At 66.9% G+C, this 20601-nt stretch carries 19 protein-coding genes and 2 tRNA genes; 12 read left to right on the forward strand and 9 right to left on the reverse strand.

Annotated features, from left to right (window positions below; genetic code table 11):
* Positions 1-80 precede the first annotated feature (80 nt).
* The 10 genes from AOP75_RS03500 (at position 81) to AOP75_RS03545 (ending at position 11110) form a co-directional block, all read left to right on the forward strand.
* Positions 81-974: an ABC transporter ATP-binding protein gene (locus tag AOP75_RS03500; RefSeq protein WP_062076951.1), complete on the forward strand. Its 894-nt coding sequence runs from the start codon at positions 81-83 to the stop codon at positions 972-974.
* Positions 971-1804: an ABC transporter permease gene (locus tag AOP75_RS03505; RefSeq protein ID WP_083966665.1), complete on the forward strand. Its 834-nt coding sequence runs from the start codon at positions 971-973 to the stop codon at positions 1802-1804. Before AOP75_RS03500 ends, AOP75_RS03505 begins: the two co-directional genes overlap by 4 nt.
* Positions 1805-1864: 60 nt before the next feature.
* Positions 1865-2650, forward strand: coding sequence for a hypothetical protein (locus tag AOP75_RS03510; protein ID WP_062076952.1), 786 nt, complete (start codon positions 1865-1867; stop codon positions 2648-2650).
* 102 nt (positions 2651-2752) lie between these two features.
* Entirely contained in the window at positions 2753-4165 is a 1413-nt protein-coding gene (locus tag AOP75_RS03515; protein WP_083966666.1) for a sensor histidine kinase, read from the forward strand.
* On the forward strand, positions 4162-4821 hold the full coding sequence (locus tag AOP75_RS03520; RefSeq protein ID WP_062076954.1) for a response regulator transcription factor: 660 nt from the start codon (positions 4162-4164) through the stop codon (positions 4819-4821). Before AOP75_RS03515 ends, AOP75_RS03520 begins: the two co-directional genes overlap by 4 nt.
* A gap of 89 nt (positions 4822-4910) precedes the next feature.
* Complete coding sequence (locus AOP75_RS03525) at positions 4911-6182, forward strand: sensor histidine kinase (protein WP_062076955.1); 1272 nt, start codon at positions 4911-4913, stop codon at positions 6180-6182.
* Between the two features lie 14 nt (positions 6183-6196).
* On the forward strand, positions 6197-6850 hold the full coding sequence (locus tag AOP75_RS03530) for a response regulator transcription factor (protein ID WP_269078802.1): 654 nt from the start codon (positions 6197-6199) through the stop codon (positions 6848-6850).
* A gap of 144 nt (positions 6851-6994) precedes the next feature.
* Complete coding sequence (locus tag AOP75_RS03535; RefSeq protein WP_062076956.1) at positions 6995-7738, forward strand: ABC transporter ATP-binding protein; 744 nt, start codon at positions 6995-6997, stop codon at positions 7736-7738.
* Between the two features lie 49 nt (positions 7739-7787).
* Complete coding sequence (locus AOP75_RS03540) at positions 7788-10319, forward strand: ABC transporter permease (protein ID WP_161794526.1); 2532 nt, start codon at positions 7788-7790, stop codon at positions 10317-10319.
* 146 nt (positions 10320-10465) lie between these two features.
* Positions 10466-11110 carry a GyrI-like domain-containing protein gene (locus tag AOP75_RS03545; protein ID WP_062076958.1) on the forward strand — a complete coding sequence of 215 codons (645 nt, stop codon included), beginning with the start codon at positions 10466-10468 and terminating at the stop codon, positions 11108-11110.
* Between the two features lie 49 nt (positions 11111-11159).
* On the opposite strand, the gene AOP75_RS03550 is transcribed toward AOP75_RS03545, so the two are convergent.
* Together AOP75_RS03550 and AOP75_RS03555 are read right to left on the reverse strand one after the other, a co-directional pair.
* Positions 11160-12236, reverse strand: a complete 1077-nt coding sequence (locus AOP75_RS03550; protein ID WP_062076959.1) for a UDP-N-acetylmuramate dehydrogenase — start codon at positions 12234-12236, stop codon at positions 11160-11162.
* Positions 12233-13624, reverse strand: a complete 1392-nt coding sequence (locus AOP75_RS03555; RefSeq protein ID WP_062076960.1) for an MFS transporter — start codon at positions 13622-13624, stop codon at positions 12233-12235. The genes AOP75_RS03550 and AOP75_RS03555 overlap by 4 nt, the downstream gene beginning before the upstream one ends.
* A gap of 130 nt (positions 13625-13754) precedes the next feature.
* Here AOP75_RS03555 and AOP75_RS03560 point away from each other — a divergent pair, with 130 nt between their 5' ends.
* Entirely contained in the window at positions 13755-14819 is a 1065-nt protein-coding gene (locus AOP75_RS03560; RefSeq protein WP_161794527.1) for a LacI family DNA-binding transcriptional regulator, read from the forward strand.
* 19 nt (positions 14820-14838) lie between these two features.
* Here AOP75_RS03560 and AOP75_RS03565 read toward each other — a convergent pair whose 3' ends face one another.
* The 7 genes from AOP75_RS03565 to AOP75_RS03595 all read right to left on the reverse strand — a co-directional run bounded on the left by AOP75_RS03565 (position 14839) and on the right by AOP75_RS03595 (position 19169).
* A complete protein-coding gene (locus AOP75_RS03565; protein ID WP_062076962.1) occupies positions 14839-15270 on the reverse strand; it encodes a MaoC family dehydratase in 432 nt (143 codons plus the stop codon).
* Positions 15267-15713, reverse strand: a complete 447-nt coding sequence (locus tag AOP75_RS03570; RefSeq protein WP_062076963.1) for an FAS1-like dehydratase domain-containing protein — start codon at positions 15711-15713, stop codon at positions 15267-15269. The genes AOP75_RS03565 and AOP75_RS03570 overlap by 4 nt, the downstream gene beginning before the upstream one ends.
* Before the next feature lie 213 nt (positions 15714-15926).
* Positions 15927-17387 carry an NCS2 family permease gene (locus AOP75_RS03575; protein WP_062076964.1) on the reverse strand — a complete coding sequence of 487 codons (1461 nt, stop codon included), beginning with the start codon at positions 17385-17387 and terminating at the stop codon, positions 15927-15929.
* Between the two features lie 168 nt (positions 17388-17555).
* Positions 17556-18569: an endonuclease/exonuclease/phosphatase family protein gene (locus tag AOP75_RS03580; RefSeq protein WP_062076965.1), complete on the reverse strand. Its 1014-nt coding sequence runs from the start codon at positions 18567-18569 to the stop codon at positions 17556-17558.
* 167 nt (positions 18570-18736) lie between these two features.
* Positions 18737-18901, reverse strand: coding sequence for a 50S ribosomal protein L33 (gene rpmG / locus AOP75_RS03585; protein WP_042213233.1), 165 nt, complete (start codon positions 18899-18901; stop codon positions 18737-18739).
* Positions 18902-18966: 65 nt separating this feature from the next.
* Positions 18967-19040: transfer RNA gene (locus AOP75_RS03590), tRNA-Met, on the reverse strand.
* A 53-nt stretch (positions 19041-19093) separates the two neighbouring features.
* Positions 19094-19169 (reverse strand) — tRNA-Thr (locus AOP75_RS03595).
* A gap of 119 nt (positions 19170-19288) precedes the next feature.
* Between AOP75_RS03595 and AOP75_RS03600 the strand changes: the two genes are divergently transcribed.
* On the forward strand, positions 19289-20575 hold the full coding sequence (locus AOP75_RS03600) for a winged helix-turn-helix domain-containing protein (RefSeq protein ID WP_062076966.1): 1287 nt from the start codon (positions 19289-19291) through the stop codon (positions 20573-20575).
* The last annotated feature ends 26 nt before the right edge of the window (positions 20576-20601 follow it).

The following is a 20601-nucleotide window of genomic DNA, read 5'->3' on the forward strand; positions in this document are numbered from 1 at the left end:
CCCGCTCGCGCGCTGAGGTCCGATGCCCTTCACCCGGGCGGATGCTGTGACAGCGGGCGCGGCGCATTAGCCTCGTGCCCATGACAGATGCGGCTATTGAGGTCTCCGGCCTGGTCAAGTCCTACGGCGGGGTACGAGCGGTGGACGAGCTCGACCTGACCATCAAGCGCGGCGAAATCTTCGCGCTCCTTGGGCCAAACGGCGCGGGCAAGTCAACGACTGTCGAAATCCTTGAGGGCTTCCGCGGCCGCGATGGAGGCGACGTATCCGTCCTGGGCATTGACCCCGTCATGGCGACGCGCTCGTGGCGCGAACGTGTAGGTGTGATGCTCCAGTCCACGTCCCCGCGTTCGTTCCTCACCGCACGGGAGGCGCTCGACCATGCCGGTCGGCTCTACAGCGCACCCAGGGACGTGGACGAGATGCTCGAGGCCGTTGGGCTCACCCAGAAGGCGGAGGACAAGCCGCAGGAGCTGTCTGGCGGGCAGCGCCGGCGGCTGGATGTGGCGCTCGCGCTGATTGGTCGCCCTGAGCTGGTGTTCCTCGACGAGCCGACGACGGGGTTCGATCCGGAGGCAAGGCGGCAGTTCTGGACGTTGGTGGAGTCCATCGCCGCAGACGGGACGACGGTCGTGTTGACGACGCACTACCTGGACGAGGCCGACCACCTTGCCGACCGGATCGGCATCATCTCCGCCGGCCGCCTGGTCGCGCTTGACACGCCCGAGGGCCTGCGCCGGCGCGCCAGCGGTGCACGCGTGTCGTGGCGCGAAGGCACCACGACGCACGCCGAGCACACGGAGACCCCCACGGCCTTCTTGCGCGGCCTGCTCGCGCGCCATGACGGCGAGATAGAGCGTCTTGAGGTGACCCACCCCAGCCTCGAGGACGTCTACCTGGACCTGATCGGCGTTCAGCATGAGTCCGCGTCACCCGTCGCCGCGCCGGCCAAGGGTCAGGAGGAGCGCGCATGAGCGCCGCACGCACGGTCACGGTGGGCGCTCCCCCGTCGTGGTGGTCGATGACGTGGGACCGCACGCGCGTGGAGCTGAAGGAGTTCCTCCGCTCGCGCGAGCAGATGATCTTCATCTTCTTTTTCCCGATGATTTTTCTCGCCATGTTTGGCGCGATCTTCAACACTGACGATCTGTACGGCACCGGGGTGTCGTTCGGCCAATACTTCGTGGCGGGCATGATCGCCTCAGGCATGCTCAATACGGGCTTTCAGTCCCTCGCGATCTCGATCTCGATTGACCGTGCTGAGGACGTGCTCAAGCGCATCCATGCCACACCCTTGCCGCCCACGGCCTATTTCGTGGGAAAGATTCTGCAAGTGCTGATCGTGTCCGTGGTCCAGGTGGCGCTGCTGCTGCTGATGGGCGTCGTGATGTTTGGTGTTGAGCTTCCTTCCGATGCCCAGCACTGGATCACGTTCGCGTGGGTGTTCCTGCTGGGCCTCGCTACCTCCACTGTGTGGGGCATCGCGACCAGTTCACTGCTCCGCAACGGCAAGGCGGCGTCCGCGATCCTGACGCCGGTGGTGCTGGTCCTCCAGTTCACCTCGGGAGTGTTCTTTGTCTTCACGGAACTACCGACGTGGCTGCAGCACTTCGCGGAAGTGTTCCCGCTGAAGTGGCTTGCGCAAGGCATGCGTGCCGTGTTCCTGCCCGAACAGTTCGAGGCCGCAGAAGCGTCCGGGTCGTGGCAGCTGCCCATGGTCGCAGTCATGCTGACCGTCTGGCTGGTCGCCGGTCTCGTCATCTCGATGAAGACGTTCCGCTGGCTGCGGCTCGAGGACCGTTGATGCCGCGCCCCGGCAGCGCGTCTGAGTGCAACCTCAGAAGAAACGGGCAACACTAAGGCCATGGGCCTTCCCTCGTTGCGCGCTGCCGCCGTCGCCGCCGGTCTCGTTGGCGTGAGCCTGATCGTCGCAGGCACCGCCACCGCCATGGCTGCGGGGCCCTCACCTGACCCGGTGGGCCAAGCGATTCAACTCCCGGTACCGGAGGTTTCCCTGGCCCCGGCCGCTGGCCCCACTGCCGAATCGGACGAGCCGAGCGCGCCCATCGAGGTCGTCGCGGAGCCCATCGTGTGCAGCGACGACGGCCACTGTGGCGACGACCCCATCCCGACCCCCAGCGACTCGCCCGACAGGTCCGAGGCATCGGCCTCCAGCACCCACTCAGAGGACCCCGCCTCCGCGCCAAGTGCCACGGACGAGGCGTCTGCGGGCGCCACCTCCGGCAGTACTTCCTCCGCGACGGCGACATCAAAACCCGCACCCAAGTCCACCTGCACGCTTCCCACCGCTCCAACCTTGACAGCGAAAATGACGGCCGCGTCAGTCGACGCCGCTCTCGCGCAGTGGCAGTCAGCCAGGGACGGCGCGATCAAGGCGTGTGGGGCCGATGCCGTCGCCGCCCTTCCCACCAAGGCCCAGTTGCGCGACCGCTGGCAGGCGCTCGTGGAGCAGGCCAAGCCCGAGTCCACGCCCGACCAGACGTACGACGACGGCCAGTGGCGAGGCAACGAGGGCGATTGGGACGACGGCCAGTGGCACGGCAACGAAGGCGACTGGGATGACGGCCAATGGCACGGCAACGAAGGCGACTGGGACGACGGCCAATGGCGGGATGACACCGGCAAATAGCCGGGAACGCCTGCACCCTGTCAATACCGCTTGAGCCCTCCGGCGCGCTAGCGTGAGCGCAGGATCGGCGAGGAGGCCCGCATCACGCGCACCGTGGAAACCATGACATCAGCAGCCCGGCGCATGAGCGTGCGCGCGCGACTGCTGGTGTATTTGCTTGTGCTCACCACAGCCGCGTTGATCATCTCCGGGCTCACGGCGTTCGCCATCGAGCGCGCACGGATCGACAACAACATCACGGAGGGCCTGGCGCTCAGGACCGAGGCGTTCACGGAACTGGCGACGAGCGACGACCCCTCGACGGGACAGCCGTACGCCTCCGCCGACGACCTGATGCGCGAGGCCATGATTCGCGTGGTCGCGAGCCCCACGGAGTCCGCCGTCGCCCACATCGGCACCGTCGCCCGCTACGTGCCGTCGGCGCCCTCCCGCCTGCGTCTTGAGGACGACCCGCAGCTGCTCGAGGCGGCGGCAGCGAACGCGACCAACGACGTCGTGGTGCGCGCTGTCTCCACTGACGTCACCGACTACCGCTACGCGGCCGTCCCGATCATCGCCCCCGACGGCACTGAGGCTGGGGTCTTCACGATCGCGACCGACCGTGGAGCGTTGCAAGCGAACCTCTCCGAGACCTTCCGCGTGTACTCCCTGGTGGCCGTGATCGCGCTCGCGGTCATGGGCATCGTGGCATGGACCACCGTTGGCCGGACACTGCGTCCTATTGGAGTGCTCGAGGCGCGCGCACGCCAAATCTCCGAGCACGACCTCTCCGGGCGTATCCCGGTCCAGGGCCACGACGACCTCGCGCGCCTGACGGGCACGTTCAACGGCATGTTGAACCGCCTCGAGGGCGCGTTCGCCGACCAACGCCGCCTGCTCGACGACGCTTCCCATGAACTCCGGACGCCGCTGGCGATCATGCGCACCAATCTGGAACTGCTGGAACCGCGTGATCCGGAGGAGGTGACCCGGGTTCAGCGCGACTTGCTCGAAGAAGTGTCGATGATGTCGCGGCTGGTCGACGACCTCGTGACCCTGGCAAAGTCCGACCGCCCCGAGTTTGTCCTGCGGGCGAACGAAGACCTCCGCGACCTCACCGACACCACCTTCACCCGCGCGAGCGCACTCGGCGACCGGGACTGGCGGGTCGAGGGCGACGGCGCCGGCCCGGTCTGGGCAGATGCCCAGCGACTTACCCAGGCGTGGCTGCAGTTGGCGGCGAATGCGGTGAAGTTCTCGGAGCCGGGGACCCCCATCTGGATTGGCTCTTCTACCGGTCGCACGACCGTGCGCGTGTGGGTGCGCGATCAGGGCATTGGCATTGCGCCTGAGGACCACGCACGGGTCATGGAGCGTTTTCACCGCGTTGACCCCGATGCGGAAGGCGCTGGCTTGGGATTGACCATCGTGAACGCCATTGCCATCGCGCATGGCGGGCGGCTCGAGCTCTCGTCCTCCCTGGGAGCGGGCTCTCAGTTCACTATCGTGCTACCCAAGGATGGAGGTGCGTCATGATTCGCATGCTGCTCGTCGAGGACGAGGACAAGCTGGTCGCGACCCTGATTCAGGGGCTGCGGACAGCGCAGATTGAGGTGGACGCCGTACGCACGGGCCGCGAGGGTCTGCAAAGTGCGCTCGAAGGCGACTACGACATCATGGTGCTCGACATTGGTCTGCCGGACCAGGAGGGCTTTACCGTCCTGCGCAAATTGCGTGCGGCCGGCTCCGACCTGCCCGTCATCATCCTGACGGCACGCACCTCCGCGGAGGACACGGTGCGTGGCCTTGAAAAGGGCGCGGATGACTACATGGCGAAGCCGTTCAGCTTCGATGAACTTGTCGCACGCATCAAGCTGCGGGCACGCCCCGCCGACGACGACGCCGCACCTGCCGGCATTGTGCGCGTGGGCGCATGCGACCTCGACCCCGAGGCCCGCACTCTCACCTGCCGCGGCAACCAGGTCCCGCTGAGCCCGCGCGAGTTCCAGCTCGCCCAGCTCCTGATGGAGCGCGGAGGCGACGTCGTGCCGCGCGCTGTCGCGCTTGAGCACGTGTGGGGGTCCGCGACGCGCGACAACGTCCTCGACGTCTACATTCGCTACCTTCGCTCCCACTTGGGAGCCGATGCCATCGAGACAGTGCGCGGAGTCGGATACCGGTTCGTGGGGTAAGGCCGAAGGTGTCGGGGGCTGCGCCAGGTACCCCCGGCATCGGCCACAAGAACGATGCGCGCGCCCAGCGCGCCCTCTAGCCTGGGGCCATGGATCTGAAGGCACCGCGCTGGACCGATGCCCTGGTCGCGGGCGCGCTGCTCGCGCTGAGCGTCCTATGGGGCGTGTCTGCGACCGCATTCCAAGGACTCAACCACCGTCCCATGGACGTGCTCGGATGGTCCCTTGTCGTAGCCGTCATCATCCCGCTCATGTGGCGCCAGCGGTACCCGCGCACAGTGCTGTGGGTGATCTTCGTCGCCTGGATGGTGTTCGCCGGACTGGGGTACGAGGCGACGCCGGCGATGCTCGCGCTGTTCGTTGCGCTCTACGGCGTCGCGTCCTACACCCCGCGTGCGGTCGCGATCCGCCACGGTGCCGTCATGTTGGGGCTCATGATGGGCTGGACCGCCCTGGGGATCGCAACCCTCGACAACGTGCACGGCTGGGCACTCATCGCAGAGCCAGTGGGAATGCTGATCCCGTTCCTGTTGGGCTCGACCGACCGCAAGCGCCGGCAGCGCCTAGGCGAGCTGGAGGTCGCGCACGCGCGACGGGAACAGGCGGCCTTTGAGGCGGCGACCGATGCCGTGCGCGCCGAACGCGCTCGCATCGCACGCGAGCTCCACGACGTCGTGGCCCACGAGATCACCGTCATGACGCTGCAGGCCGAAGGAGCCCGGCGCCGCGTCAAGGACGAGCCGGAGGTCGCGCAAGCCCTCAGCACGATCGCGGCGTCCGGCCGCCGCGGCCTGGAAGAGATGCAGCGAATGATCCGAGTGCTGCGCGCCTCGGAGCAAGAGGCGGCCGAGCGCGTCGACCACGACAAGGTTGTCGCAGGAGCGCACGGCGCCATGCGCGCTCCCCTGCGCGATGAACTTGCCCCCATGCCGTCGCTGGCAGCGCTGCCCGGCCTGGTCAAGCAAGTCAGGGACGCCGGGCTTAGCGTGACACTCGAAGTTTCCGGCTCCGCACACGTGCCCGCCGGCGTCGAGCTCAGCGCCTACCGAATCATCCAAGAGGCGCTGACCAATGCGCTCAAACATGCCGGCACTGGCGCGACCGCGCAGGTGACGGTGAACAGGACTTCCGACGCCGTGCGGATCTCCGTCGAAGATGACGGCCGGGGCACTCCGACGGAGCGACAGCGCGTGGTCGGCGGGCAGGGGCTCGCGGGAATGGTGGAACGCGTGCAGGCGCTTGGAGGCTCCCTGTCGCACGGGCCCCGGCATGGCGGAGGCTTCCAGGTTCACGCGGTATTGCCCTCAGACGACGATCAAATCAGCGAGGCCGCGAACGCGGCAGGACGGGAGGCCTCGTGATTCGCGTGGCGTTAGTGGATGACCAGGCGATGGTGCGCGTGGGCTTGCGGATGATTCTCGAAGCCGAGGCCGACGTCGAGGTATGCGCGGAGGCCGCGGATGGGGCCGAGGCGACGGCGATGGTCGCCGCGCACACCCCCGACGTGGTCCTGATGGACATTCGCATGCCGGGCATGGACGGGCTCGCCGCCACCCGAGAGGTGCTCGCCGCGCATCCCGGCACCCGCGTCGTGATCCTGACGACCTTCGACGACGACGAGTACGTGTACGAGGCGCTACGCGCGGGGGCGTCCGGGTTTCTTCTCAAGAGCGCCGACGGTGACACGCTGATCGACGCGGTGCGGGTCATCGCCTCCGGCGAGGCCCTGCTGGCACCGGAGGTCACCCGGCGGGTGATCGAGCGATTCGCCGCGGGCTCTGCGACCGTATCCCCCGAGGAGCACGTGCCGTCACCCGAGGCCGTGGGCGACCTATCCGAGCGCGAGGTGGAGGTCCTCACCCTCATGGCGCGAGGGATGTCGAACCAGGAGATCGCGCAGGAGCTGTGGGTCTCCGCGACCACCGTCAAGACCCATGTCAGCCACATCCTCACCAAGCTTGGCGTCCGCGATCGCGTGCAGGCCGTGGTCGAGGCGTACGACTCAGGGATTGTGGTGCCGCGCGGGTGACGGCGCCCCTGGCGACCCCCTTGCGGGTCATCCCTGAGTCCCACCCATCACAACCGTCCGCAAGAACGATTCCCCTGACTCGGGCATTGTTGGCACACTGATCACGTTCAACGACTGACCGTCCCCTGCTCGAAAGGCACACCGATGACCACCACCACCGTCTCCGCGCCCGCGGCGACCATGCGCGATGGATACAAGGACTACGGCTCGGGCGAGGCGGCTGTCCGCGCGCTCGACGGCATCAACGTGTCGATGGCACGAGGCGAGTTCACGGCGATCATGGGCCCGTCGGGCTCCGGAAAGTCGACCCTGCTGCACACGCTCGCTGGCCTCGACAACCTGTCGGCTGGTTCCTCAACGATCGCCGACACCGTCATCACCGACCTGTCCGAGGCGCAAATCACCGAGGTACGCCGCAAGTACATCGGGTTCGTGTTCCAATCCTTCAACCTCATCCCGTCGCTGAGCGCCAAGGAGAACATCACCCTGCCGCTGGACATCTCCGGCACCAAGGTCGACCCTGCGTGGTTCGACGAGATCATTGGGATCCTCGGTCTCAAGGACCGCCTGACGCACCTGCCCGCAGAGCTCTCGGGCGGCCAGCAGCAGCGCGTCGCGGTGGCGCGCGCTCTCGTGGCGCGCCCCGAGATCATCTTTGCCGACGAGCCTTCAGGAAACCTGGACTCGAAGTCAGGGTCAGAGCTCCTCGCGTTCATGCAGCGCGCGGTCAAGGAGTTTGGCCAGACCATCGTGATGGTCACGCACGACCCCACGGCCGCGTCCTACGCGGATCGGATCCTGTTCCTCGAAGACGGCAAGATCGTCGACGAGATGCGGGAGCCCACCGCTGACCGCGTGCTCGACCGCATGAAGCAGATGGGGCACTGATCGCATGTTCCGCCTTGCACTGAAATCCGTTCGGCATAATCCGAAGCGGTTGATTTTGACGGCGTTCGCCGTGGCGTTGGGAGTGTCGCTCGTCGCGGCGACCCAGGTCTTCACGAACGCCCTGTCCTCCGGGTTCTCCGACCTCTTCGAGGACATCTACTCCGGCTCCGACGTGATTGTCGAAGCGGCTCCCACCACCGATGATGAAGCGGGCGACCCCTTCGCGGCCGCAGAGGGCATCTTCACGCCTGAAGAGGTGGAAGAGATTGCGGCCGTGGACGGCGTCGAGATCGCCGGCGGCGGGCTCCAGGTGGACGGCAGCGTGCTCGCGTCCGGCTACGCCGATGCGGGCGCTACGGACTCGTTGTCTGGCGGTCCGCCCAGCCAAATCTTCAACTGGGTCGGCGACCCACGCATTGACCAGGCCACCCTCATTGATGGGCGGGGGATCGAGTCCCAGGGCGAGATCGTGCTCGACCTCGATGCGGCTCCCGCGCTCGGATACGAGTTGGGCGATGAGGTGGCGATCGCTACCCTCGACGGCGTCTCCACGTTTGAACTCGTGGGCACCATCCGCTTTGGCGACTCCAACAACCTGCAGGGTGCCACGCTCGCCTTTATCGAGGACGCGGACGCACACGACCTCGCGGGAGACCCGAACTACTCCTCGGTCTCCGTCGTCGCTGAGGAGGGGCAGGACCTCGACAGGCTCGCCTCCGACATCTCCGGTGTCATCCCCGAGGGCACCCGTGCGATCACCGGTGAAGACAAGGCAGCAGAACAGACCGAGGAACTCAATGACGTCCTCCAGTACGTCGACATCTTCGCCATTGCCTTTGGCCTGATCGCGCTGTTCGTGGGCGCGTACATCATCGTGAACACGTTCCGCATCATCGTCACCCAGCGCACGCGGGAGTTTGGCCTCATGCGCGCGATCGGCGTGACGGGCAAGCAGATTCGCCGCATGATCCTGCTTGAGGCGGTCGTGATCGCGTTCATTGCCTCGACGCTCGGCATCATCATGGGCTACCTGCTCGCGTTGGCGTTCTCGTGGCTGGTGAGCCTGTTCGCTGGCGACATCTTTGGCACCCTCACGCTGCCTCTGGACGCCGTGTTGTGGAGCTACGGACTGGGTACTGCAGTCACGCTCATCGCGGCGATCATGCCTGCCATCCACGCCTCGCGTATTGCCCCCATGGAGGCGCTGCGCGAGTCCGCCACCAGCGGGAAGAAGCCCCTCAAGGTGCGCAACATTGTGGGCGCGGCGATGTTCCTCGTTGGTGCAGGGGTCGTCACCCTGGGGCTGTACGCCGACTTCGAGCGTCCCTACATCTACGTGGGCGTGGGCGCCGTCACCCTCGTGATCGGTGCGACCTTGCTGAGCGCGCAGATCCTGTCACCGCTTGCTGGCGCCATGCGTCCCGCACTGTGGAAGTGGTTCCGCGTGGACGGCAAACTCGCCGCCAACAACATCCAGCGCGAGCCGCGCCGCAGCTCCAACACCGCCGCCGCGCTCATGATCGGCGTGATGCTGCTTGCGCTCGTGGCCACCTTCACGGAATCGCTGAAGACCGTGGTGACGGAGGAGTTCTCCTCGACGCGTGCGGACGCATTCGCGACGTCGACCCAGGGCGCCATGCCGTACGGGGCCATCGACGTCATCGAGTCGGTGGATGGGGTCGCCCTCACCAGTTCAATTGGGTTCAGCCAGGCTGAGTACGACGGCGTGGCTTACTCTGTCGCCGTGCTCGAGCCGGAAACGGCTTCTGAGGTCGTCGAGTACCAGAGTGATCCGTCCGTCGACGATCTTGGCTCGGGTGAGGCCTACATTGACCCCACCATCGTGGACCTCGGGGTCGAGGTCGGTGACGAGATCACCCTGACCGCGGGCGAGAACGACATCACGCTCGAGGTCGCCGGCACGCTAGCGCGCGAAGGTGAGGGCAACTTCTGGATCGACTTCGCCACGGGCGAGGACTTGCTTGGCGAGGTCAGCATCGTTCAGACGCTGGTGGTGTACGACGATTCCGTCGTGGCTGACGATGCCGACAACGCGGACTCGGCGACGACCGTGACCGAGCAGACCGAGTTGGTGCAGGAGGCGCTCGCTGAGGACTACCCGCTGGTGTTTCTCGCGCAGCCTGGTCAGCTTGAGCAGCTCGCGAACACGTTCATTGACCTCCTGCTGGGAGTCATCTCCGCACTGCTGGGCTCGGCCTTGGTGATCGCACTCCTGGGCGTGGCCAACACGCTGCTGCTGTCGGTCACCGAACGCACCAGGGAGATTGGCCTACTGCGCGCTGTGGGGCTCAAGAAGTCCTCGGTGTGGCGCATGATCACCGTGGAGTCCATGGTGATGGCCGTGTTCGGCACGGTGATGGGCATGGTGCTGGGCGTGGCGCTCGGCTCCGCGCTGGTGCTGTCGCTCGCCGACTTTGGCTTCGACGGCGTCACCATCCCGTGGGTGTGGCTGATCGTCTACACCGTCGCTGCGGCCATCGCAGGTGTGCTCGCAGCAGTCTGGCCAGCGTGGAGGGCCTCGCGCCTGAACATCCTGGCGGCGATCGCTGCGGACGGATAACCTCCGCCGCGCCTCATCTTGGGCCCCCTTCCCCTGGCCGTACATACACGGCGGGAGAAGGGGGCCCAAGTTTTTCTGGCCGTCACTTCTCGTCGCTCACGCACGTGGAGCACAATGACGAAAGAGCCCAACGACAGGAGCAGATCGTGACAACGGCCACCGAGAAATGGGACGCGAAGAAGTCCATTCCGTCGTACCGTGCACGCCCGGGCCGGGTCGATCTGATCACGCTCCCGTCACAGAGGTATTTAGCGGCCGACGCTGCGGGAGCCCCAGAGGCCGAGCTGCGGGTGCCCGAGTCCTCGCTGCCCATGTTCTCGGAGGCTGTTCAGGCGCTCTACCCCCTCGCGTACGCGCTGAAGTTTGCCTCCAAGAACGTGCTCGGCCGCGACTACGTGGTGCCGCCCCTTGAGGCACTGTGGTGGGCGGATGACATGAGCGTGTTCACCACGCCCAGCAACCGCGATCGGTGGCGGTCAACAGCGCTGCTGATGATCCCGGCCTGGATTGAAGAACCGCAGATCGAATCCGCGTTCGAGACCGCCTCCGGGAAAGTCGCGCCAGAGTTGCTGTCACACGTGCGCGTCGAGACCCTGACGGAGAATGTGGCCGCGCAGACGCTGCATGTGGGCCCCTTCAGCGAGGAAGGCCCGGTTGTCGAGTCCCTCCATGCGCACATCGCCGACGCCGGTATGGAGTTGGCGGGCAAGCACCACGAGGTCTATTTGTCCGACGTTCGCCGGGCTGCGCCGGACAAGTGGCGCACCATCATTCGGCAGCCCGCGCGCTAGCTCGGGCTCTGCGTCCCCGCCGTCGGCGCGCCCCACGCGCACGTCCGCGTCACAGGTCGACGCCCACCCTCACCGGCTCCGGGACCAAGTCGACTGCGAACGCGTCCGCCACACCACCTTGGACCGTTTTCGCCAGCTCCACCAGGTCGTCGGCCCGTGCCGCGCCCCGGTTAGTAAGCGCCAGAGTGTGCTTAGTCGACAGCGAAGCGGGGGCGTCTGGCCTCACCTGGAAGCCACGGGCAAATCCCGCTCGCTCAATCAACCACGCCGCGGAGGTCTTGACGCGGCCATCCGCAGTGGGAAACCGCGGAGCGTCTGCGGGCAGCGCAGCCGCCGCTGCCGCCGACAGGATCGGGTTGGTGAAAAATGACCCCGCGCTCCACGTGTCGTGATCCGCGGAGTCGAGCACCATGCCCTTGCGCGCCCGCACCTCGAGCACGGCCTCGCGAACCTCAGTGAGCGGCGCGCGGTCGCCTTCCGCCACGCCCAAAGCGGCGGCCAATTGGGCGTACCGGATAGGCGCAGACAAGGTGCCAAAGCGCATGTGGAACGTGACGTCGAGCACGATGTATCGCGGACTGGGACGCCAGATCTCGCCGTCGGGTGCCTGGCCGCGCATGGACTTCTTCAGCAGCGAGTCACGGTAGGCGAAACCGCACGCGACCTGCGGCAGGGACCGGACGCGGGACTCCGCTCGGTCCCAGACCCGCACCGTGGCGATGGTGTCCGCGACCTCCGCGCCATACGCACCCACGTTCTGCACCGGCGTCGCGCCCGTCGACCCTGGGATGCCGGACAACGCCTCGATGCCGACCCATCCCTCAGCGCATGCCTGCTCCACGAAGGAGTCCCATGGCAGCCCAGCCGTCGCAGTCGCGGAGACTCCCCCGCACATGCCGTCGTCTTGGACACGCACCTCGCGGCGGGCGTCGCGCAAAACCACGCCATCGAAGCCGCCGTCACCGATCAACAGGTTGGAGCCTCCGCCCAGCACCAGCAGCGGCGTGCCTGCGGCATCGGCGTCTGACACCGTGGCGATCAGCTCGTCCTCCGAGGCGGCGTCCACGAGGGTGCTAGCGGGCCCGCCCACGCGCAGCGTGGTGAAGTCTGCGAGGGCGACGGTCATGGGTTCAGCCTAGAGGGCCGCTGTGCCGCGGCCTCGTCGTCCCGTGCCGGAGCGTGATCAGGCGTGCCGTCGTGAACCACGGATCCCGTGTCAGCGCCCAGGGTCGCGTGCTCGGCGTCGTAGGCGTCGTGCGCGGCGTCGTGCGAGGCGCCGCGCGCGGACCGACGCCGAATGTGGCCCGAGCCACGCACGCCCTGCGCGAAGATCAGCGTCACCGTCGAGGCGACCGCCACCACCAGCAGCGCGTCCCGCAGTGGCACCAGCTCGCCCAGCTGGCCCACAATCTGGGGCACAAACAGCCCCGCGACGGTGGAGAACGATGTCACGGCGGCGACCCTAGCGGCGGCGTGGCGTGGATCATCCGCGGCCGCCGTCATCAAGATGGGGACACCCAACGCAGCGCCCATGCCCCACAGCACTGCGGCCACCGGCACCAGCCAGGCCACCGGGGTGAAGGCAAACAGCACAAGCCCGGCGATCACGCTCAACGCGGACAGGCGCAGTGTCGTGACGCGGCCAAGGCGGGCAATGATCGGGGCACCCAGCCACCTCACCGTGACCATCGCGACCACGAAGATCCAGTAGACGATGACGCCGGTCGCTTCCGAGCCACCGAAGTCGTCGACCACGCTGAGCGCCAGCCATTGGCCCGCGGTCATCTCAGTCATGGCGGCGGCGCAGATCAGGATTCCGAGCAGCAACACGTGGCGGTTGCGGTACTCCTTCTTTGCAGTCGCGAAAGGTCCGCCAATGCTCGCGGCACGCGAGTCCTCGCTGGGCATCCCGTCCATGGTGGCGGCCGGAATGATGAGGAAGCGGATCACGGTCATGATCGCGACCGCGCCAAGGAAGTGCCAGGCCGGCTCAAGCTGGAGCGCGGAGGCCACTGCGCCGATGCCAAGACCTGCCGCGAGGCCAATCGAGAACGAGGCGTGGAACTGGCTCATGACGGCGCGCCCCATTTTGCGCTCGACCTCGGCTGCCTCCGCGTTCATCCCCACGTTGATGAAGGAGTAGGAGAAGCTCATCATGAAGTAGCCGGCAGCAAACAGCCACCGCGACGGCACCTCCATCGACAACGCGATGGTGACAAATGCAGCGAGAACGCCCCAGTTGGCCCATGCCAGCACTCGGCGGGTACCGAACTGCGCGGCGGCCCACCCCGTCACCACGAGTCCGGCGAGCGCGCCGAGCGCTCCGAACATGATGAGGGTCGCCAGCTCCGCGGAGGACGTGCCGAGCGCGTCGCGAATGGACGGCATACGCGACATGAGCGTCGCCATCGAGAAACCCATGAGGATAAACAGGCCGAGCACGGCCACTCTCGCCGAGCGGACCCGCGCAGGCGTGGGCGCGTTCGTGGGCTCGAAACGTTGCGAGAGGGGCATGCGTCGTATCACCTTTATGTTGGGGGAACCCCGCAATTGGCCGATGCGTCGATCGCCTCCGGTCAACGCTACGATGCGCTTGAGCAGGGGTACCTTCATGGTACGCGCGTTACACACTTCAGGAGGCACCGTGGCAGCGAAGCGACGACCCACGATGGCCGATGTCGCGGCCAGGGCAAAGGTGTCACTGTCAACGGTGTCGCTCGCCTACTCGGGCGCCGGCCCCATCTCAGGGGACATGAAGGCCCGCGTCATCAAGGCCGCAGACGAGCTCGGCTATGCCGGCCCCTCCGCACAGGCCCGCGCCTTGCGCTCAGGGCGCTCGCACGTGGTCGGCGTGGTCATTCACGACCAGCTCTCACTCGCGTTCCGGGCGCCACTTATCCTCAACATCATGGACGGCCTCATCTCCGACCTGGGCGAGATGGGACTCGGGGTCCTCCTCATCCCCTCCCCGAGCGGCAAGGCGGATGAGAAGTCGCTCCTGGAAACTGCCCCCATGGACGCGGCCGTCCTGTTCCGCGTCCGCGACCACGACGAGCCCGCCCTAGAGATTCTGCGCAAGCGCGCGATCCCCACCGTGGTGATGGACGCGAACGCCCCGTCTGGCGGAGCCGAGGTCAGCATCGACGATGGTGCCGCCACGGTCGAACTCATCGAACACCTGCAGAGCCTGGGCCACGAGCGCATTGGCACCATTACCCTCCCTCACGCTCCCGGCGGCGAGACGTCACTCAAGCCCGTCGACTACGACCCGCGCTCAGCGTGGGCCCCCATGCACAATCGCCTGCGCGCGTTCCGCGAAGCCGGAGTCGAGCCGTGCGTGGTGGTGGAAGCACGAGAGTCGATGGTCGCTGAGGGCATCGCGGCCGGCCATATTGCGTTGTCCCACGATTCCCGGCCCACCGCGCTCGTGGTGCAGTCGGACATCCTTGCCGCTGGCACCATCCTCGCCGCACGCGAGCTCGACCTGTCGATCCCCCACGACGTCTCGATCACCGGCTTCGATGGACTCGATCTGCCGTGGATCTCGCCGCTCGAGCTGACCACTGTGGAACAGGACGGGGAGGCCAAGGGACACACGATGGCACGCCTGGTCCGCGAACTTCTCGACGGTGGCGCGCCACAGCAGGTGCTCAGCCCACTGACCTTCCGCATCGGCAACACCACGGCCAAGGTGAACCCGGAGCGCTAAAGCGCCCCGGGCATCGGCCCTACTCGCAGTCGACGACCGCCTGCGCCTTGCCAAGGACCTTGGCGCCGTCGAACTCGACGGTCAGATCCACGCGCGCGGTGCGGCGTTCCTCGTCGAGCGCGCCAATCTTCGCGCTCACCTGAACGCGGGCCTCGCCTGGGTTCGGCACGGGAATGGGGCGCGTGAAGCGCACCTGGTAGTCGGAGACATTGCCCGCACCAGCCCACTCCTCAACCACCGACGCGCCCACGCCCATGGTGAGCATGCCGTGCGCGATCACGCCGGGCAGGCCCACCTCCTCGGCGATGACATCGTTGTAGTGAATGGGGTTGAAGTCTCCTGACGCACCCGCGTAGCGGACCAAGGTGTCGCGCGTCAGCGCCACCTCGCGCTCGGCGACCACCTGGCCTACCTCGAGGCCATCGAAGCTGGGACTCGTGGACTCGGTCATGCGGACTCCCTCACAGCCAGGGTCGAGGTGACGGTAGACACGGGAGCACCGTCGGCGTCCGTGAGTTCAGCTCGCGTGGTCACCATCGAGATGCCCGCGCGCTGCTTGATGGAGTCGATGTGCACGGTCGTGTAGATGACGTCACCGGCCACCAGGGGGCGCACGTGGGTGAAGCGCTCTTCGCCGTGCACCACCATGGAAAAGTCGACGCCGACCTCGGGGTCCGTCACGACGTGAAACTCGGCCTTTTGCGCGATCACCACTGCGAAGGTCGTGGGGGCGACCAGGTCGTGGAAGCCTTCCGCCTGCGCGACCGCGACATCGCGGTGGGCGCCGGAGTAGGCATCGACGGCGTCGGCGAACTCGCGAATCTTGACGCGCGTCACCTCGTACGGCTCAAAGGGGCCGTATGAGCGGCCCACTGCATCTGCGTTAACTGGCACGTGGCCAGCCTAGCGAACCGCGCCGACGGCCCCACCTCTCCCGCCAAATGGAGCCATTCGGCTGTTTTAGGGGGCCATAACTGCGAAATGGTTCCATTTGGCGGGCTGGGCCGGGGCGCGGGTGGGCTGGGCGGGAAAGCACAGCGGGCCGATGCCCGGGTGCGCCTCCGTACGGAGGTCGGCCCGGGCATCGGCCCGTATGAGCGGCGGGGTTTAGCCCAGCGCCTCCACGATGGGACCAAGCGCGAAGTAGACCACGAACGCGCCGGCGGCACCCCACATCAGGGGGTGAACCTTGCGAGCGCCGCCGGTGAAGACCTGGAGCACCACAAAGGAGATGAAGCCCACGCCAATTCCGGCGGAGATCGAGTAGCCAAAGGGCATGATGATGAACGTCAGGAACGCGGGGATCGCGATCCGGTAGTCCTTCCAGTCAATGCCCGCCACCTGCGACACCATCAGGAAGCCCACCACGACCAGCACCGGCGTGGCGGCCTCGAACGGCACCAACGCGTACAGCGGGGTCAGGAAGGTCGACAACAGGAACGCGACACCGGTGATCACCGACGCGAACCCGGTCCGCGCACCATCACCCACACCTGCGGCAGACTCGATGTACGAGGTGTTCGAGCTCACGGAGCCCAGACCACCGGCAGCGGCACCCACGGAGTCAACGAGCAGGATCTGCTGCGTGCGGGGCGGGTTACCGTCCTTGTCGTTCAGGCCGGCCTCGGCACCCACGGCGGTCATGGTGCCCATGGTGTCGAAGAAGTCGGTGATGAGCAGCGAGAAGATCATCAGCAGCGCGGTCAGGACGGGCAGCGACGTGAAGCCGCCGAACAGGTCGACCTGGCCCACGAGCGAGAAGTCCGGCGCGGACACCACGGAGTCCGGCACCGCGGGGACCACGAGCGCCCAGCCGTCAGGGTTCTCACCGCTCTTGGCGCCCAGGCTGGCGACGGCCTCCACAATGACGGCCACCACGGTCGCGACGATGATCGAGATCAGCAGCGCACCGCGAACCTTCTTGGCCATCAGCACGATTGCGGTGAACAGGCCGATGACGAAGACAACCATGGGCCACGTCGAGATGTACCCGCCGTTGCCAAACTGCGTGGGCGTGCCAGCGCCGGTGGTGACAATGCCGGCGTCGTACAGGCCAATGAATGCCAGGAACAGGCCGATGCCGACCGCGATGGCCTGCTTCAAGAAGGCCGGCACGGCCGCGAACACGGCCTTGCGGAAGTTCGTGAGCACCAAAATGAAAATGATGATGCCCTCGATGACCACAAAGCCCATGGCCTCCGGCCAGGACATGCCCTCGCGCGAGGCAATGGAGTAGGCCAAGAAGGCGTTGATGCCCAGGCCGGCAGCCATGGCGAGCGGGAACCGCGCCCACACACCCATGACGATGGACAGGAGTCCGGCGACCAAAGCGGTGGCGGCTGCGACGAGGGCAAGGTTGGGCTCAGTGCCGCCGCCCAGGAAGTTGCCCTGCCCGTCCGCGACGGTACCGATGATCAGGGGGTTAAGAACCACGATGTAGGACATCGTGAAGAAGGTGGTGAGTCCTCCTCGGATCTCTTGGCCGAAGGTGGACCCCCGGCTCGAGATTGAAAAGTAGGAATCGAGTGTGCCGGCGATGCCGGTGCGCTCAGTAACGGGCGCGGACATAAATGCTCCTCAGTAACTTGATGGGTGCTGAGTTCCCAACGGTGATGCCGCCAGTCGGCCATCGTGACGTGAGCGTTGCACGGGTGCAACGCTGTGGCGACGGGCGATAGCGTACCTGCCTCAACCGGACGTGTGTGACCGGTTTCAGACAGGCGGCCATTTGCCCTGCTAGGGGGCGCCGAGTTGAGCGACAAGCGCGAGGTGGTCCGCACCTGAAACCGGCGCCGTGCTCACCGCCTGAGCAGCAAAGGGACCGCCACGAAGCAACACGTGGTCGATCCCAGCGACCGGGAACGGCAACCTCCCGTGCGGAAACGACATCACCCACCCGGCTCCTGCTTGGTCCGCCGCGCTCGCGTAGCCACGGTCCTCGAGGGCGCGGAACGCCCGGTGGTCACGCGTCATGTTGAGGTCTCCCACCACGAGCGTGGGGCCGTCCTGCGCCGCGAGCAGATCGACCAACGCTTCGGTGTCCGCTCGCCAGGCATCGGTGGAGAACGGGCCAGGCGCTGCCGGGTGGGGCGCGAGGACGGTCAGTGGCCCCTGCTCGGTTGCGACACCGGCGCGCACCAAATGAGAGGTGAAGCCGTCCACCGACTCCGCGGATTCCAGCGCTAGCCGCGACCACAGCCCCACGCCTACGTACCCAGGTTCTGGGAACGCCGCGCTGTAGGGAAGGTGCGTGGACAGCCCGGCCTCAGCCAAGGCATCGGCCGCCTCCGGGGTGAGCTCTTGCAGCGCGAGAAGGTCAACACCATGGTTCTTCACGAGCGCGACGACCTCATGCGCGTCTGCTCGCCCGAACGTCAGGCTCACCGAGGCGACGGTGAGCGTCGATGCGGACTCGCGCGGGGCATCGGCCGTCCACACGGGCAACTGCCACCACGTCAGCGGCACGGCGATCACCGCTGCGACGGCCGCTAGGCGCCACGACCGCGCGCCTGCGGCCAGCGCGACACACGCCGCGATGCCCACAAGCGCCCACGGGGTGAGTGCGACCAGCCACGCGAAGGGGCCCCACTCAAACCCGGTCGCGCGGGCGAGGACCGTCAGGGCCGTCGCAAATGCGCATGCAGCACCAGCGATCAACGCAAGACGGCGGCCGATGCTCGGGTTCGTGTCGCTCGGGTTCGTGTCGCTCGGGCGGCCGATGCTCGGATGGCCTAGTGAGGTGGGCGTCACGAGGGCAGTGTGGCATGGCGCGCTCGCAATGCGGCTCCCAGTGGCACTTTCCGGACGTTATGGGCACCTATAACTGCGAAATGGTTCCATTTGGCGGGGATAGGGGGCTGGGGATGCACGAAGGCCCGGCACCTTTCGGTACCGGGCCAACGCTGAAGAGGTTGTGCTTAGCGCGTCTCGCGGTGCGCGGTGTGCTTGCCGCACTTCCGGCAGAACTTGGAGAGCTCCACGCGGTCGGGGTTGTTGCGACGGTTCTTGCGCGTGATGTAGTTGCGGTCCTTGCACTCGGTGCATGCCAGCGTGATCTTCGGGCGAACGTCGTTCTTTGCCATGGGTCTCTCCCAGCCTTGTGATGACGCGCCTGACGGGCGCGGTCGCAGACGTCGTGTCTGCGTCGTAGCGAGGGCGGGACTTGAACCCGCGACCCCACGATTATGAGTCGTGTGCTCTAACCAACTGAGCTACCCCGCCGCGAGAATGGGACAGCCGCCGCTTCTCGACCGAGATGCGACGGCACCCATCCTTGGAGCCCCGACAGGGAATCGAACCCTGGACCTTTTCCTTACCATGGAAACGCTCTGCCGACTGAGCTATCGGGGCCAGCCGGACTAGGGTACACGGACTTGGAGCGAGAAGTGAAATCGGCGAAGTTTTGGTCGCCGGGGCCCCTCGACGACCACTCCCGCGTCCGTGTCACCCCCACACTCTAGGGTGGCGTTGTGACGACCTCTGTGAGCGCCAAAGAAGCCCGCCGCGTCTTCCTGCACCGCCAGGGCCTGGGGCGCGCGCGTCCTCGTAAGGCCGTGCGTCCGCGGGACATCGCTGGCTACCTCGAGCGCCAGGGCATCCTGCAACTGGACACGGTGAATGTGCTTGCGCGAGCGCACTACATGCCCCTGTATTCGAGGCTGGGCCCCTATGACACCGCGATGGCTGATCACGCGCTGTGGGGTCACGAGTCAGGCCATGCTGAGAATGCGTTCGAACACTGGGGGCATGAGGCCTCCGTGATGCCGCGCGACCTTCTGCCGCTCATGCACCACCGCATGGCGGCGGGATCGTCGTGGCAGGCGCGCACCCGGGAAGGGCTTGAGGCGGAGCGTCCCGGCCTTATCGCCGCAGTCCTCGCTGCCGTCGAGGACGCCGGGCCCGTGACCGCCGGCGACATCGAGCACCTCGCGCCACGCACCGGCCGCAAGGGACCGTGGTGGGACTCAAGCCACGTCAAGGTTGCGCTGGAGTACTTGTTCATCACCGGCGAGGTGGCTGCCTCGCGCGGGCGCCACTTCGCGCGCACCTATGACTCCACCCAGCGGGCGTGGGGGCTCCCGCGCGCAAGCGAGGGTGACTGGGGAGTTCCGGCCGACGCCGCGCGCCAGGCCCTCTTTGACCGCGCACTGGCTGCGGTCGGCATCGGCACCCCCAAGGACGTATGCGACCACTTCCGACTCTCCTTCCAAGCCGGTCCCCGCACGCGCGACGTGGCCGGAGCGAAGGTATGGGCGGCGTCCGCCGTGGAACGGGGGCTCGCCACGTGGGTGGAGGTCGAGGGCTGGGGAGAGCCTGCACTAGTGGCGGCCGATGCCGTCGACCCCGGGCGCACCACTGGCGCTGCGTTGCTGAGCCCGTTCGATCCGGCGTGTTGGTACCGACCGCGCCTCGAGCGCATGTTTGGCATGGACTACCGCATCGAGATTTACACCCCCGCGGCCAAGCGGCAGTACGGCTATTACTGCCTTCCGCTGCTCATCGGCGATCAGATGGCGGGCAGGTTCGACCTCAAAGTTGACCGCAAGTCCGGCACCCTCATGGTGCAGGCCGCCTGGGCACAGCCGCATGGTGCCCCCGGCTCACGGCGCCTGAGCGACCACACGACGGCGCGCGCCGCAGCGGCGGAACTGCGCACGCTCTCGCGCTGGCTGGCCGCACCTCACATTGTTGTCGCTAGCAGGGGCAACCTTGCGCCCGCCCTACACCAAGCCGTTGGCGACACACCGGGGGCATGAGGCCTCGACAACTTGAGCGCCCCACC

Source organism: Demequina globuliformis, from assembly GCF_000975155.1.
GTDB lineage: Bacteria > Actinomycetota > Actinomycetes > Actinomycetales > Demequinaceae > Demequina > Demequina globuliformis.